Origin of the sequence: Epilithonimonas xixisoli (assembly GCF_004365655.1) — a bacterium.
Classification (GTDB): Bacteria; Bacteroidota; Bacteroidia; order Flavobacteriales; family Weeksellaceae; genus Epilithonimonas; species Epilithonimonas xixisoli.
Genome location: NZ_SOEO01000002.1, coordinates 853,034 through 866,764 on the forward strand (window position 1 = coordinate 853,034; position 13,731 = coordinate 866,764).

The window sequence follows — 13,731 nt, forward strand, 5'->3', positions numbered from 1 at the left end:
TTTGATTTTGCATCTGTTAGAAGATTTGTTTTTAGTTTAAAAGCCAATCGTAGCCTTTTTCTTCCAATTCTAGTGCTAGAGATTTATCTCCTGTTTTAATAATTTTTCCGTCTGCCAAAACGTGTACGAAATCTGGCTGAATGTAGTTCAAAAGTCTTTGGTAATGCGTGATCAAAAGAACGGCGTTGCCTTCATTTTTAAATTTGTTCACACCATCCGCAACGATTCTCAAAGCATCGATATCAAGTCCAGAATCGGTTTCGTCAAGAATTGCCAATTTTGGATTCAACATCATCATTTGGAAGATCTCGTTTCTTTTTTTCTCACCTCCGGAAAAACCTTCGTTAAGAGATCTGGAAAGGAAATCTTTTTTGATTCCCAATTGCTCAGATTTTTCGCGGATCAGGCCAAGCATTTCTTTGGCGCCCATATCTTCAAGACCATTTGCTTTTCTGGTTTCATTAAGCGCTGCTTTGATGAAGTTGGTAACAGAAACGCCAGGAATCTCAACCGGATATTGGAACGAAAGGAAAATCCCTTTGTGTGCTCTTTCTTCCGGAGCATCTTCAGCGATGTCTTCGCCTTCGAAAAGGATGCTTCCTTCGGTAACTTCGTAATCTTCTTTCCCTGCGATCACAGATGAAAGCGTTGATTTTCCAGCACCATTCGGTCCCATGATTGCGTGAACCTCGCCTGGTTTGATCTCAAGATTGATTCCTTTTAATATTTCTGCGCCATCTTCAATTTTGGCGTGTAAGTTTTTGATTTGTAACATATTATTCTATACACATTTCTTTTGGCGAAATATGATTTTTTATTTTAAATTAATGATTTTCAAATTTTTGATAGATAAAAAATGTTGGTCATTGGTTACCAATGATTTATTGTTTTCAATAGCAATGGCTGCAATCCAAATATCGTTTTCAGGAATTGGCTTTCCTTGTTGTTTTAAATCAGATTTTATAGAAGCATAGATTTTAGCAGTATCTTCTGTTGAATTAATAATTGAAACTTCTTCTGTGAATTTCTTTATTTGCTGAAAATGCTTTTCTTTATTTGAAGAATTCTCTGCGCCATAAAACAATTCACCAATTACAATTACGGGTATTTCGAAATCAAAATTATTCAAAAATGATTTTGTTTTCTCGTCTCCTCGAAACAGATCAATGATGATATTTGTATCTAGGACATTACCACTCATTGTCTATATTTTCTGCTCCTTTTTTTATAATATCTTCAATTTCCTTTGATTCTTCTTTGGACCAAATTCCTGAAAAGACATCAATGTTACTCGTTGATTTTTTATTTCTTTTGGATAACAAAAAATCAATAAAATCATTGACCTCTTCCTTCAAAGAATTAGGCAATATTTTTATTTTATTAATTAAAATTGTATTTTCCATTTCTAAAATTTCTTTAAAATTACAAAAATTTCTACCGTATAATCTTATAGCAAAATATCAAGAATTTTTTCAATACCCTTCACGTTTTGTTCGACAATTTCGCTTTCTGCAATTTTTACAATTCCGTTTTTATCCAGAATCAAATTGCTTGGATAACTGGAAATATTCAGTTCATCAATTTGTTTTTTGGAATTAGGAATATGCTTGAAACGATATTCATATTTTTTTAAAAAAGTTTCGACAGCTTTTTGATTTTCAAAAGTAATGCTTATGAAATTCACGGTATTGCCGTATTTTTCTTTCAAACTGTTTAAAGTCGGAAGTTCTTCGATACAAGGTGGACATCTGGTAAACCAAAAATTGATGAGCGTTGGTTTACCGTTGAGATAATTATTTTTGAAATTTTTAGAATTATCATCAACAAATTTTTCGATTTTAAATTTCGTCCCAATTAATTTTTTCAAATCCTCATAAGGGTCTATTGCATCAGGAGTGAGCGAAACTGTTCCGATTTTCACATAATGAATTGCCGAATCTTTTTTGATTACCGTTTTTAAATTGACTTCTTCAACTTTTCCGTGCTTGGCAACATTTTCCTTGATTGATTTATATTTTTCTTCATCAAAAGGTTTTCCACCAAGTATGCTGTAATAATTATTCTGAGCAAAACCGTTAATGCTCAAAAACAAAACGAAAAATACAAATCTTAATTTGATATTCATATTATTGTAGTTTTTTATGGCAAAATGTTATCCAACACTTCCTTCTAGGGAAATCTCCAATAATTTCTGAGCTTCAATCGCGAATTCCATTGGAAGCTTGTTCAAAACTTCTTTACTGAATCCATTGACAATCAATGCAATTGCTCTTTCTGTATCGATTCCTCTTTGGTTGCAATAGAAAATCTGATCTTCACCAATTTTTGAAGTCGTCGCCTCGTGTTCCAATTGTGCTGTAGGATCTTTGATCTCGATGTATGGGAAAGTGTGTGCGCCACATTCGTTACCCATCAACAATGAATCACATTGGGAGAAGTTACGCGCTCCTTTTGCAGAAGGCATTACTTTTACCAATCCTCGGTATGAGTTTTGAGATTTCCCTGCAGAGATTCCTTTAGAAATAATTGTCGATCTGGAGTTTTTACCGATGTGGATCATCTTCGTTCCTGTATCAGCATATTGGTGATTGTTCGTCACGGCAATCGAATAAAATTCGCCGATTGAGTTATCACCTTTCAAGATACAAGATGGATATTTCCAAGTCACGGCAGAACCAGTTTCTACTTGAGTCCAAGAGATTTTGGCTCTGTTTTCACAAAGTCCTCTTTTCGTCACGAAGTTGAAAACACCTCCTTTTCCTTCTTCATTTCCTGGATACCAGTTCTGAACGGTAGAATATTTGATCTCAGCGTCATCCATCGCAATCAATTCCACAACCGCAGCGTGAAGCTGATTTTCATCTCTTGATGGGGCAGTACAACCTTCCAGATATGAAACATAACTTCCCGCATCAGCAATGACCAAAGTTCTCTCGAACTGTCCGGTTCCTGACTGATTGATTCGGAAATAAGTTGATAATTCCATTGGACATTTCACTCCTTTTGGAATGTAGCAGAAACTTCCGTCAGAGAAAACTGCGGAGTTAAGCGCTGCATAAAAATTATCGCCTCTTGGAACAACTTTCCCAAGATATTTTTTTACCAGATCCGGATGATTCTTGATCGCTTCTGAAATAGAGCAAAAAATAATCCCTTTTTCCATCAAAGTCTCTTGAAAAGTCGTTTTCACAGAAACTGAATCTATCACGATATCCACCGCAACGTTTGCCAGTCTTTTCTGCTCTTCGATGTTGATTCCCAATTTGGCAAAAGTTGCCAAAAGTTCTGGGTCAACTTCGTCCAAACTAGCTAGCTCGGGCTTTTTAGTTGGAGCTGCATAATATTTTATCGCTTGGAAATCGGGTTTTTCATATTTGACGTTGGCCCAATCCGGTTCTGTCATTTTCTGCCAGATTCGGAAAGATTCCAAACGCCATTCCGTCATCCATTCTGGCTCTTCTTTCTTTGCAGAAATAGCGCGCACGATGTCTTCATTCAGTCCAGTCGGGAAATCATCATACTCGATATCGGTATAAAATCCCGCCTCATATTCTTTTGTTTTAAGGTCTTCCCTTAAATCGTCCTCTGTATATTTTGCCATTTCAAAAGATTTTAGATTTTAGATTTTAGATTTTAGATGATCTCTCACATCTAATTTCTAGCTTCTAATCTCTAATTATAAACTAAAACTCTCTCCGCAGCCGCAAGTTCTTGCAGCATTTGGATTGTTAAAAATAAAACCTTTCCCGTTCAATCCGCCTGAATATTCCAAGACTGTTCCTGCAAGATAAAGGATGGATTTTTTCTCAATAATGACTCTTACGCCGTTATCTTCGAAGATCGTGTCGGTTTCATTTTTTAAATTATCAAACTTCAAGACGTACTCTAGTCCGGAACAACCGCCACTTTTTACGCCTACTCGTATATAGTCAGTCTCAGGGTTGAAGCCTTCTTCGGTCATCAACTGAGCCGCCTTAGATTTTGCCTGATCGCTTACTTGTATCATTGTTTTTATTTAGACTGATTTTAGTCTACAAAAGTACGAACTAATTTCCGCAATCTCAAATCGATGTCGTCTATTCTCATCATTTTTAATACGCGTTCTTCTTATAATTAATATTGATAAACAGATTGTTGAATGTTAAATAATTTATAAATTAACCTACAAAACCTTAACACTTCCTTTGAAGAATTAACTTTGCCTGATTTTAATAATCAAAGAATCAGTTTTAAAATTATGAATAAGCTAATTATCTTAATGATATTCTTGCTATTTCCGGCAAGTATTTTTTGTCAGACAGAAAGATATATTTACCAAACGGAGGTAAATCCGGATACCATCAACCTTGTGAATATGAAAGTTGAAAAAACTTTTTTGGACATCAAAGCAGACAAATCTTTGTTCATAAGCGAGAGCAAACTGCTGCGGGATTCTTTGATCGCTGTGCTGAGAAGCCAAGGAAAACTGGATGGGAAAAAATTAAAAAAAGACAAATCCGAATTTCCAAAATTGCCAGACGGAAAATCTATACAGCTCACTTTTTTCGAATATCATATTACAAAAGATCTCGAAACAAAATCTGTAGATCTGATTGAAAATGTAGGCTCCAGACAGGTTTATTATCAGGAAGACAGAAAAATGAATTGGGAAATCTCCACAGAAACGTCCGATTTCAACAATTATAAAATACAGAAAGCAACAATGAATTTTGGTGGAAGAAAATGGACTGCTTGGTTTGCGCCAGACATTAAAATTTCTGATGGGCCTTACAAATTCTTCGGACTTCCGGGTTTGATTTTGAAATTGGAAGATGACAAAGGGGATTATAGATTTAGTTTTATTAAAAAAATTAATATTCCCAATTCATTTTCCGAAACGATAAAACCAGACGCCCGAAAATCTACGAGAATCAACTTCCAAGGTGACAAAGCTTCTGTCAGGATGGAAATGGTCACCAATAAAGATCCAGAAATCAACTTCGATAGCTTCAACAGAATGAACCAAAGAAATAGCGGTATGAACGGTGGATTTGGAAATCAAAATATCATGCAAAATGGAGACGTTGTGGGTGGACAACCTGATGTACAAATGGGTAATTCTTCTTCACCAACCACGCCCAACAGTGGAAATGTAAACTTTATCAATACAAATCCCATCGAATTAAAAAATAAATAAACATATGAAATTCATTAAAATATTAAGCCTTTTGGCAATGCCATTGGTAATGGCTCAGCAAAGTACAAGATTCGTTTATCAAGTAAGTCTAACACCGGATTCTACAAACGTGGAGAAAAAAACAGAATTGGCCTATCTGGATACAGACGGCAAAAAATCAGTATTCTACGCAGAAAATTCTTTGAAAAGAGATTCTTTGATGGAGAGAATGCGGGCAACGAAAAACTTTGACAGAAGCCAGATGCAAAATCTGAGAAGTAACCTGCAATTCACTATTGATAAAGATCTGACGAACCAGAGTTTGATTTATAAATCAAGAATCGGAAGAGATAATTATTCTTATTCAGAAACGCCTGTTTTTGAATGGAAAATCTTACCAGAAACCGTAAAAATTGGAGATTACCAAACGCAAAAAGCAGAAACAAAATTCGGTGGAAGGACTTGGTACGCTTGGTTCACACAAGAAGTTCCGTTGCAAGATGGACCGTATAAATTTTCCGGATTGCCTGGTTTGATCGTGAAAGTTCAAGACGAAAAAGGCGATTATTCTTTCGATTTGATGCAAACCAAAAAAATAGGAGAGATCTATCAGCCTTTGAACCGCGGACAAGTTATCGCACTTTCCAAATCAAAATATATAGAAATGGAAAAAAAGATGCAAAAAGATCCAGTAAGTTTTATGACTGCTGGTAGAAATAGCGGTCTTGGAGGCGGAGGATTCACGCTTGACCCGAAACAAATGCAGGAAATGCAAAAACGATTCGAAAAAGAAGCTAAAAGCAAGAACAATCCGATAGAATTGAAGTAAAAAAAATCGTCCTGATACTCGGGACGATTTTTGTTTTTATGATTTTCTGATTTCCTTTATTTCTTCGATCTTTCCAAGAAAATGTTCTTCTTTCTGCGGATGTTTTTCTATCAATATTTCGTAGGCTTTGATGGCTTTGGAATAGAGTTTTTGTTCCACGTACAAGTTTGCCAAGGTTTCTGTCATTAGGTGCGAAATATCGTCTTTTTTCTCCTTTACAATGAAGCTGACTTCCTCTTTTAACTGAGAAATTTTTGGATTTTTCTCGATGAATTGATCTATGATTTTTTCTTTTACAACAATTGTTTTTTCCGGAGATTCGTCGGATTTTGGTCGGTCGATTTTCAACCAGCTTTGCCAAGTATTGATGAAGGTTCCGACGTTGCTGTCAACAGTTTCTTTCACTTCGGGTTTGTCGAGGATTGATGGAAGTTCTTTTTCCTCTTTGATTTTTGAAACGTCATTTCCGAAGAAAGAAACATTCATCACAGGTCTTTCCGTTTCTGAGGTTTGAGGTTTTTCTTCTACGATTGGTGTTTCATTAATGATAACTTCCTCGATTACTGCAGGTTTTTCAACTTTTTCTTCAACTTTTATTTCCTGCTTTGGCTGTTGAACTTCTTTTTTCCCGATTAATGAATCTGGAACATTGCTGGAAAACGACATTGGCTTCCATTCAGAAATTGGTTGTTCCAAAATGACTTCTTTTTCAATTGTTTGATTTTCAGGTTTTTGAGTTGGTTTTTCAATTACAATTTCTGCTTCTGATTTTAAAACTTCGAAAGCTTGCGTATTTTCGAAGCTGATTTCACTTTCATTAATGTTGTCCTCAGTTTCAGGCTCAGCATTTACAATTTCGGTTGGTTTTGAAACTTCAAAAGCTTGCGTGTTTTCAAAACTAATTTGATTGTCATCAATTTTCGGAACGATTGGTTCAATATATTCTGACTTGGAAACTGTTTTTTCTGGAGTTGAATTTTCCTCTTTTTTCACCGATTTTTTAGGTGGATTCAGATAATCCAAATGATTTTTCGGAACAGAGAATTTCACTTGAGGCAAAAATTCTTCAATCCCATTAAAACTAATATTTCCAGAAGAATCTTCGTCCTGAACTTGAGTATCAGCAATTTGTTCAGGCATTTTCTCTTCAGGCGTTTCTAAAACTTCTTCTACCTCCAAATGTTCGGAAATGGTTTCTTCCGATCGGTTTTCATCAATAACAATCAGGGTTTCTTTGACTTCCAGATCATCTTTGATTGTGATAACGCCCGATTCTTTGGTTGCTTCCATATCAATTTCCTCCGATTTTTCTTCAAGGAAATTTTCTTCACCTTCATAAAGCAAACGGTTCTTTTCGCCTTCTACAACGATGAATTCAGAATTTTCTTTCCTCTCGGATTCGATGATTTTTTCAACATCAAATTTATTAAGAACAGCATTGTTTTCTGCAGCTTCAATTTCTGTGATGATTTTAGACTCTGCAGGCTTTTCCTCTTCTTTTAAATTGTTAATAATTTGATTTTCAGTTTCTTTTTTAATATTTTTCTCTGAATTGATAAACTGATACAATATTTTTTTATCCGTGGTGTAAGCCGCCGTTTTAGAAAGATTTTCTTTGTAGCTTTCTGTCTTGTAAAGGTTGGTTCCGTACAGATAAAGCGCGCGAATACTTTGTGCGTACGGCATTTTTTCTGACTCCGATTCCAAAATATGGAGGTCAGATTCTATGATGATTTTCGGATTTTTTATTAATTCTAAAACTCTCGTATTCATACTTTTACCAGTTGGCGACAATGTCGTTAAAAATTTTGTTGATGATCCTCTCATTCACAATTCTCACTTGCGCAGTTTCTATCGTATTGAGATCCAGATCACTGTTGAAAACCGCCTCGTCGCTGTAAGTTCTGTCAAAACTCAAAGTAGGGTCTATGCTGTTTTCGTAATGTACTTTTACTGTGATGGTCAGCTTGTTTTGCAAAGCCTGAATTGTGTTTCCTTGAGTAGTGGTGGTTGCTGATCCAATACTGGTTGGCGTGATGCTATAATCGCTGATTTCACCTTCTATCAACAGATGTGGATTGTCAATAGCGCCTTTCAAACCAGATCTTTGCAGGAAGCGATTTTGCAAAGCCACTGTAAAATCCTGACTCAAAGTTGGGAGATTATTGGCAGCGTTATTTGGAAACATATTGATTTTCACCGTTTGCATTTCCGGGCTTAGTGAAGATCCGGAGAATTTGTAACACGAATATAAAAGACAAGAAACAAGTAAAAATATACACGTTTTAAAAATGCGAAGTGATGAAATATTGTTTTTAAAATTGGAAATCATTTTGATTCTTTTGCTTTTTTATCTTGATTTTTTTATTCCTCAAGATTATACTGTTTTATTTTTCTGTAAAGCGTTCTTTGGGAAATTCCCAATTCGTCTGCGGCTTTATTTCTTCTGCCTTTATGCTTTTCTAAAGCTTTGATTATCAAATCTTTTTCGTTGTTTTGCAAAGACAAAGATTCTGGTCTTGCTTCTTCTATTTCAATATCTTCTACATCATTGTAATCCTCATTATCCTCAGAGATAATCGTTGGATGGTGAATCTGATTCTGCTGACTGTTGTTATTATTTTCGAAGTAGAGCAAGGAGTTTGGATTCGCATTCTGAGCTGGTTCCGGTGTATAAATTCTATTGATCAGATTTTTTTCCTGAGAACTCAGATCGGCATTTCCTCTACTTTTTATAAGTTCCGAAGTTAAGGATTTTAAATCATTAATGTCATTCCGCATATCGAAGAGCACTTTGTACATAATTTCTCTCTCCGACCCAAAGTCTGAGCTGGAACTTCCGCTTCCGCTGGTTTTGGAAATGACCGCTGGCAAATTCGCATTCATCGGGATGTATTCTGCCAATTTTGTGGAATTAACTTCTCGGTTTTGCTCAACCACAGTCATCTGTTCCACCAAATTTCTGAGTTGACGAACGTTCCCAGGAAAAGCATAATTTTCAAGATAAGAAACCGCATCATCTGTCAATTTCAATTCCGGCATTCTGTATTTTTCAGCAAAATCTATCGCGAACTTTCTGAATAACAGGTGAATATCGCCCTTTCTTTCTCGCAAAGCCGGCATATCAATCTGAACTGTATTCAAACGATAATAAAGGTCTTCACGGAAACGGTTGTCGCCAATCGCTTTCATCATATTCACATTTGTAGCAGCCACTATTCTTACATTCGTTTTTTGAACTTGAGAAGAACCAACTTTCATAAATTCTCCACTTTCCAAAACTCTCAGCAAACGAACTTGTGTCTGCAAAGGCAATTCACCCACTTCATCAAGGAAAATGGTTCCGCCATCTGCGACTTCAAAATAACCTTTTCTTGTGGAAGTTGCGCCTGTAAACGCACCTTTTTCGTGTCCGAATAGTTCGGAATCTATTGTTCCTTCTGGGATTGCACCGCAGTTCACGACAATATATGGTTGGTGCTTTCTTCTGGATTCGCCGTGGATAATTTTCGGGATAAACTCTTTTCCAACGCCACTTTCGCCCATTACCAAAACTGAGATATCGGTTGGAGCGACCTGAATTGCCTTTTCCAAAGCTCTATTAAGTGCAGGGAAATTCCCGATGATGCCGAAGCGTGCTTTTATGGATTGTAATTCTGCCATAATTTTAATTTTTTGTCCGAACTCCGATGACGGAATTCGGAAGATTTTTTTGAATTTGAATTTTGTTAAATTTAATTTACAGTTCAGCAATTTGCTTTCTGTAAACTTTGTTGAAATGATGCGTATAGCCTTCCAACATTGTTTTGCCTTCATCATAAGATTTTAAGGCAAGATTTTTCAAATCCAAATAATCTTTGTTTCTAATTTTCGAAACTTTACTTTTAAAATAAATATTCTCCGCAAAATCATAAACTTTGCTTTGTTTCTCGAAGTTTTCTAACGCTTTTTCGTGCTTTCCAGTTTCGAAATATGTTACGCCAAGCTGATAATAATCGTACAAACCAACATTATGCTCCTTCTTGGAAAGTTGATTTTCTATGAGAGAAATTGCCTTTTCTTTTTCCCCAATCGCTGAATGACAAAGGGCTTTTGCAATATGCAATTCATAATCGCCGTTGACGGAATGTCCCAAATATCCAGTTGGATAAATTTTTTCTAAAGCTTCAATGTCTGCGATGGCACCTTTGTAATCTCGGAAAAATTGGTATCTGCACCAAGCTCTGTAACCGAGATTTCCTTTAGGATTAAGTTCTACAGACTTGTCAATCAGTTTTTTCCAGGAAACAAAATCTCCGCTTTTGAGATAAGAAACCGATTGTTCTTTGTAAGGATAATCGAAATTTGGGTCAATTTTTATGGCTTCGGATAATCCGTCGTGGAAACGTTGATCGAATTGATAAAGTCTTTTGTTGTAAACCGTTTCAATGGCTTTTTCGCAAGCTTTAAATTTGATGGAATCGCCTTCCAAACGGAAAACATTACAGTTCAAAGATTGTCCGTAAGTGAAAAACGCAACTAAAATCAGCTGAAAACTAAGGCAATATTTCGTCGATTTTTCCATCTTTTATTTTGAAAATTAAATATTGATAATAGTCGATTTTTCCGCCTCTTTCTTGTTTTGGAATCCAACCATTTAGATTTTTTGTGATTTCTAAAAGTTGCTTTGTAATATTTTTATCGATTTCAATTGGCTCGTAATCGTAGTTTGCGGTTAAAATCCTGAATCTATCAGATTTCCCAAAACAATTCACAATGAAACGAATTCTAACCCAAGCATTTTCCTTTTTTACATTTCCAGAATTATATTTTTTCTGAAACTCTTCCTCGATTGCTATTTTTTCGCCTTCGTATTGAAATCCTTTTGAGTCATTAAAATATTGATAAATGTGATTCTCATTACATAAAATGAAATCTTTTCTATCCGTTTTCTCATCAAAATTGATGTTCCCAATGTAATCCCATTTTGAACTTTGAGAGAACAAAAGAGTTGGTAAAAGAAATAGTATGCAGGAGATATTCTTCATTGATATATTGAAACCTCAGCTAAAGAGAAAGTTTGATGATTAGAATTTTATAAAACCGTTTCCCCCAAAAGCGTTCCCTGCGTATTGCCGTGGACAAAAACAGACACAATGTCGCCCAATTTTTGACCTTCCTTCATATCAAATACACAAACTGCGTTTTGAGAATTTCTGCCTTTCCATTGGTTTTTATTCTTCTTAGAAATGCCTTCAATCAAAATTTCGTGAACTCTGCCCACGTAACCTTGCATTCTTTTTCGGGAAAGTTCACCTTGTAAAGCAATCACTTCCGCGAGACGACGTTGTTTTACATCGGCAGGAATGTCGTCTTCCAATTTCTTGTGAGCGGGCGTTCCGGGTCTTGTGGAATAAGAAAACATATAACCGTAATCGTATTCAACTTCTCGCATCAAGCTCATTGTGAGTTGATGGTCTTCCTCGGTTTCGGTGCAGAATCCGATAATCATATCTTGGGAAAAAGAAATATCGGGAACAATTTCTTTTCCTTTTTTAATTAAATCTAAATATTCCTGACGCGTGTGTTGACGGTTCATCAATTGGAGAATTCTGTCGCTTCCACTTTGAACGGGAAGGTGAACGTAATTACAGATATTATCGTGTTTTGCAATCATTCTGAAAACTTCTTCCGTCATCTCGTGCGGATTGGAAGTTGAGAATCTGATTCTCATTTTCGGAACTGCAACGGCAACCATATCAAGCAATTGAGCAAAATTGATCGCTGTCAGTTTTTGCATTTCTGATGCTTTGGCAAAGTCTTTTTTCGGTCCGCCACCATACCAAAGGTAGGAATCAACGTTTTGTCCAAGAAGTGTAATTTCTTTGTAACCATTGTTCCAAAGACTTTGACATTCCTCAATAATCGAATGCGGGTCACGACTTCTCTCACGACCTCTGGTAAACGGAACTACGCAAAACGTACACATATTATCGCAACCTCTCGTGATCGTCACGAAAGCTGTAACGCCATTTCCGCCCAAACGAACTGGATTGATGTCAGCATAAGTTTCTTCTTTCGAAAGGATAACGTTGATGGCATCTCTTCCGTCCTCGGTTTCTTTCAAAAGATTGGGTAAATCTCTGTAAGCATCGGGACCTACGACCAAATCGACGAGTTGTTCTTCCTCTAGAAATTTAGTTTTCAATCGTTCCGCCATACAACCGAGAACTCCGACGGTCATATTTGGACGTTCTTTTTTCAAATTTTTGAATTGAGCCAAACGCATTCTCACAGTTTGCTCAGCTTTTTCACGGATGGAGCAAGTATTCAATAAAATCAAATCTGCCTCTTCCACGTTCAAAGTTGTGTTGTAGCCTTGTTCGTTGAGGATGGATGCAACAATCTCGGAATCAGAGAAATTCATCTGACAGCCGTAGCTTTCTAAGAACAGTTTTTTACCGTTTTCAGGTTTTTCGAGAATGGCAAAAGCTTCGCCCTGTTTGGTTTCGTCTATATATTTTTCTTGCACTGCATCAAAATTTGAGATTTGAATTTTGAGATTTGAAATCAAAAACCGCTAAAAAGCAATTTCAAATTTCAAACCTCGAATTTCAAATTAATTAGTTTGCAAAGATACAAAATATTGTGACAGAATGGCAGGGATTGAAATTATTCAGAAGTTGAAATCTTGGCTGTTTTTTGATAAAATTAATCGTGATCCGCGTGTTCTGATGAAAAATTAATATCAAAAATAATATTAGAACTTACAGGAACACCGTTTTGAATCGCTGGTTTCCATTTTTTCTTGAGCCGTTTCATCGCAAAGTTCATATCTTGTTTGAACTCTTCGTCATATTTTACTTTGGGATGGATTTTCATCTCGCTCATTTTTCCATTTTTATCAATTGTAATGATGAAAGAAAATTTTCCATTTACCGCATAAGCTGTAAGATCGACGTAGGCGTAAACCATTCTCATAAACTCGTTGCGGAAAACTTCCTGACCGCCGGGATATTCCGCTTTTTGATTTGCAACGGTGACTTCGGTTTGAGACTGTGTTTGGGAATAAGATAAACTGCTCATCGACAAAGCGATAGCAAGATAAAAAAGCTTCAACATTCTTGAAATTATTTGAGTAGGTTATTATGGGATAAATATACGGCATCTGACGTATTTGTTTTGAAAAAAAAGCGTATTAAATTTGCTCTCAACAATAAACCCTAAAAGTTATGAAAACCAAACTATTATTAAAATTATTCTTGGCGATGATGCTTTTCGCCGGCGTTTTTACAAATGCACAAAAAGTGGTGAAATCAGACGAAATCACCGTAGAAGGATTGAAAAAACTGATGGACGACGCAGGAATTGTAGTGGTCTCAACAGGAACAGATTTTGTGAAAATTAAAAACACCTACACTTGGAACATTTACAATGACAAAGCCAAAGGTTACCTCACATTCTCTGTAACCTACAAATCTAAAGAAGGCACAACTTACACAAAAGCGAGCGAACTGACGAACAAGCTGAACAAGGAAGTGGCAATGTCAAGATTTGATTTTGATGCCGAGTCCAAAACGTTTGCTGTGAATTATTACTTTATGTGCGAAGGTGGATTTGTGATGTCAAATCTTATGAAAGCCATCACCCTTTTCCGCGATACCATTACGCTGGCGTTGCAAAAAGATACGGAGATGTTGATTCTTTAGGAAATGTAAATTTTCATTTTAATAAATTTCAGGGTAGAATCATTTTCTATCCTGTTTTT

Annotated in this window: 16 protein-coding genes; 3 read left to right on the forward strand and 13 right to left on the reverse strand. The window is 36.0% G+C overall.

Annotated features, from left to right (window positions below):
- Nucleotides 1-31 precede the first annotated feature (31 nt).
- The 6 genes from sufC to B0I22_RS11350 all read right to left on the reverse strand — a co-directional run bounded on the left by sufC (nucleotide 32) and on the right by B0I22_RS11350 (nucleotide 4,006).
- Complete coding sequence (sufC, locus tag B0I22_RS11325; RefSeq protein WP_133944889.1) at nucleotides 32-775, reverse strand: Fe-S cluster assembly ATPase SufC; 744 nt, start codon at nucleotides 773-775, stop codon at nucleotides 32-34.
- A gap of 39 nt (nucleotides 776-814) precedes the next feature.
- Nucleotides 815-1,201: a type II toxin-antitoxin system VapC family toxin gene (locus B0I22_RS11330; RefSeq protein WP_133944891.1), complete on the reverse strand. Its 387-nt coding sequence runs from the start codon at nucleotides 1,199-1,201 to the stop codon at nucleotides 815-817.
- The gene (locus B0I22_RS11335; RefSeq protein WP_133944893.1) at nucleotides 1,191-1,403 is read right to left on the reverse strand and encodes a DUF2281 domain-containing protein; all 213 of its coding nucleotides are present in this window, start codon (nucleotides 1,401-1,403) and stop codon (nucleotides 1,191-1,193) included. The genes B0I22_RS11330 and B0I22_RS11335 overlap by 11 nt, the downstream gene beginning before the upstream one ends.
- Nucleotides 1,404-1,447: 44 nt before the next feature.
- Nucleotides 1,448-2,125: a TlpA family protein disulfide reductase gene (locus B0I22_RS11340; RefSeq protein WP_133944895.1), complete on the reverse strand. Its 678-nt coding sequence runs from the start codon at nucleotides 2,123-2,125 to the stop codon at nucleotides 1,448-1,450.
- 27 nt (nucleotides 2,126-2,152) lie between these two features.
- Entirely contained in the window at nucleotides 2,153-3,601 is a 1,449-nt protein-coding gene (gene sufB / locus B0I22_RS11345) for a Fe-S cluster assembly protein SufB (RefSeq protein WP_133944896.1), read from the reverse strand.
- A gap of 75 nt (nucleotides 3,602-3,676) precedes the next feature.
- Complete coding sequence (locus B0I22_RS11350) at nucleotides 3,677-4,006, reverse strand: HesB/IscA family protein (protein ID WP_133944898.1); 330 nt, start codon at nucleotides 4,004-4,006, stop codon at nucleotides 3,677-3,679.
- Nucleotides 4,007-4,237: 231 nt separating this feature from the next.
- Between B0I22_RS11350 and B0I22_RS11355 the strand changes: the two genes are divergently transcribed.
- On the forward strand, nucleotides 4,238-5,176 hold the full coding sequence (locus B0I22_RS11355) for a GLPGLI family protein (protein ID WP_133944900.1): 939 nt from the start codon (nucleotides 4,238-4,240) through the stop codon (nucleotides 5,174-5,176).
- 4 nt (nucleotides 5,177-5,180) lie between these two features.
- Nucleotides 5,181-5,984: a GLPGLI family protein gene (locus tag B0I22_RS11360; RefSeq protein WP_133944902.1), complete on the forward strand. Its 804-nt coding sequence runs from the start codon at nucleotides 5,181-5,183 to the stop codon at nucleotides 5,982-5,984.
- 36 nt (nucleotides 5,985-6,020) lie between these two features.
- Here the strand turns inward: B0I22_RS11360 and B0I22_RS11365 are convergent, their stop codons facing one another.
- From B0I22_RS11365 to B0I22_RS11395, 7 genes are all read right to left on the reverse strand, one after another.
- The gene (locus B0I22_RS11365; RefSeq protein WP_166668223.1) at nucleotides 6,021-7,811 is read right to left on the reverse strand and encodes a hypothetical protein; all 1,791 of its coding nucleotides are present in this window, start codon (nucleotides 7,809-7,811) and stop codon (nucleotides 6,021-6,023) included.
- On the reverse strand, nucleotides 7,762-8,316 hold the full coding sequence (locus B0I22_RS11370) for an LptE family protein (protein ID WP_133944906.1): 555 nt from the start codon (nucleotides 8,314-8,316) through the stop codon (nucleotides 7,762-7,764). The genes B0I22_RS11365 and B0I22_RS11370 overlap by 50 nt, the downstream gene beginning before the upstream one ends.
- Before the next feature lie 32 nt (nucleotides 8,317-8,348).
- Nucleotides 8,349-9,647, reverse strand: coding sequence for a sigma-54 interaction domain-containing protein (locus tag B0I22_RS11375; protein WP_133944908.1), 1,299 nt, complete (start codon nucleotides 9,645-9,647; stop codon nucleotides 8,349-8,351).
- Nucleotides 9,648-9,723: 76 nt separating this feature from the next.
- The gene (locus B0I22_RS11380; RefSeq protein ID WP_133944909.1) at nucleotides 9,724-10,548 is read right to left on the reverse strand and encodes a tetratricopeptide repeat protein; all 825 of its coding nucleotides are present in this window, start codon (nucleotides 10,546-10,548) and stop codon (nucleotides 9,724-9,726) included.
- Nucleotides 10,520-11,011 (reverse strand): hypothetical protein, encoded by a 492-nt coding sequence (locus B0I22_RS11385; protein ID WP_133944911.1) that lies wholly within the window; start codon nucleotides 11,009-11,011, stop codon nucleotides 10,520-10,522. Before B0I22_RS11385 ends, B0I22_RS11380 begins: the two co-directional genes overlap by 29 nt.
- Nucleotides 11,012-11,058: 47 nt before the next feature.
- Nucleotides 11,059-12,495 carry a tRNA (N6-isopentenyl adenosine(37)-C2)-methylthiotransferase MiaB gene (miaB, locus tag B0I22_RS11390; protein ID WP_133944913.1) on the reverse strand — a complete coding sequence of 479 codons (1,437 nt, stop codon included), beginning with the start codon at nucleotides 12,493-12,495 and terminating at the stop codon, nucleotides 11,059-11,061.
- A gap of 179 nt (nucleotides 12,496-12,674) precedes the next feature.
- Nucleotides 12,675-13,085, reverse strand: coding sequence for an energy transducer TonB (locus B0I22_RS11395; RefSeq protein ID WP_133944915.1), 411 nt, complete (start codon nucleotides 13,083-13,085; stop codon nucleotides 12,675-12,677).
- Nucleotides 13,086-13,195: 110 nt separating this feature from the next.
- Between B0I22_RS11395 and B0I22_RS11400 the strand changes: the two genes are divergently transcribed.
- Nucleotides 13,196-13,672, forward strand: coding sequence for a hypothetical protein (locus tag B0I22_RS11400; RefSeq protein ID WP_133944917.1), 477 nt, complete (start codon nucleotides 13,196-13,198; stop codon nucleotides 13,670-13,672).
- The last annotated feature ends 59 nt before the right edge of the window (nucleotides 13,673-13,731 follow it).

Excerpts from the sequence above, each read along its gene's own strand:
- B0I22_RS11365 (WP_166668223.1), bottom strand. The coding sequence starts at position 7,811 with ATGAGAGGATCATCAACAAAATTTTTAACGACATTGTCGCCAACTGGT.
- B0I22_RS11395 (WP_133944915.1), bottom strand. The coding sequence starts at position 13,085 with ATGTTGAAGCTTTTTTATCTTGCTATCGCTTTGTCGATGAGCAGTTTA.
- B0I22_RS11385 (WP_133944911.1), bottom strand. The coding sequence starts at position 11,011 with ATGAAGAATATCTCCTGCATACTATTTCTTTTACCAACTCTTTTGTTC.
- sufC (WP_133944889.1), bottom strand. The coding sequence starts at position 775 with ATGTTACAAATCAAAAACTTACACGCCAAAATTGAAGATGGCGCAGAA.
- B0I22_RS11330 (WP_133944891.1), bottom strand. The coding sequence starts at position 1,201 with ATGAGTGGTAATGTCCTAGATACAAATATCATCATTGATCTGTTTCGA.
- B0I22_RS11360 (WP_133944902.1), top strand. The coding sequence starts at position 5,181 with ATGAAATTCATTAAAATATTAAGCCTTTTGGCAATGCCATTGGTAATG.
- B0I22_RS11380 (WP_133944909.1), bottom strand. The coding sequence starts at position 10,548 with ATGGAAAAATCGACGAAATATTGCCTTAGTTTTCAGCTGATTTTAGTT.
- B0I22_RS11350 (WP_133944898.1), bottom strand. The coding sequence starts at position 4,006 with ATGATACAAGTAAGCGATCAGGCAAAATCTAAGGCGGCTCAGTTGATG.
- B0I22_RS11340 (WP_133944895.1), bottom strand. The coding sequence starts at position 2,125 with ATGAATATCAAATTAAGATTTGTATTTTTCGTTTTGTTTTTGAGCATT.
- B0I22_RS11375 (WP_133944908.1), bottom strand. The coding sequence starts at position 9,647 with ATGGCAGAATTACAATCCATAAAAGCACGCTTCGGCATCATCGGGAAT.
- sufB (WP_133944896.1), bottom strand. The coding sequence starts at position 3,601 with ATGGCAAAATATACAGAGGACGATTTAAGGGAAGACCTTAAAACAAAA.
- B0I22_RS11335 (WP_133944893.1), bottom strand. The coding sequence starts at position 1,403 with ATGGAAAATACAATTTTAATTAATAAAATAAAAATATTGCCTAATTCT.
- B0I22_RS11370 (WP_133944906.1), bottom strand. The coding sequence starts at position 8,316 with ATGATTTCCAATTTTAAAAACAATATTTCATCACTTCGCATTTTTAAA.
- B0I22_RS11355 (WP_133944900.1), top strand. The coding sequence starts at position 4,238 with ATGAATAAGCTAATTATCTTAATGATATTCTTGCTATTTCCGGCAAGT.
- B0I22_RS11400 (WP_133944917.1), top strand. The coding sequence starts at position 13,196 with ATGAAAACCAAACTATTATTAAAATTATTCTTGGCGATGATGCTTTTC.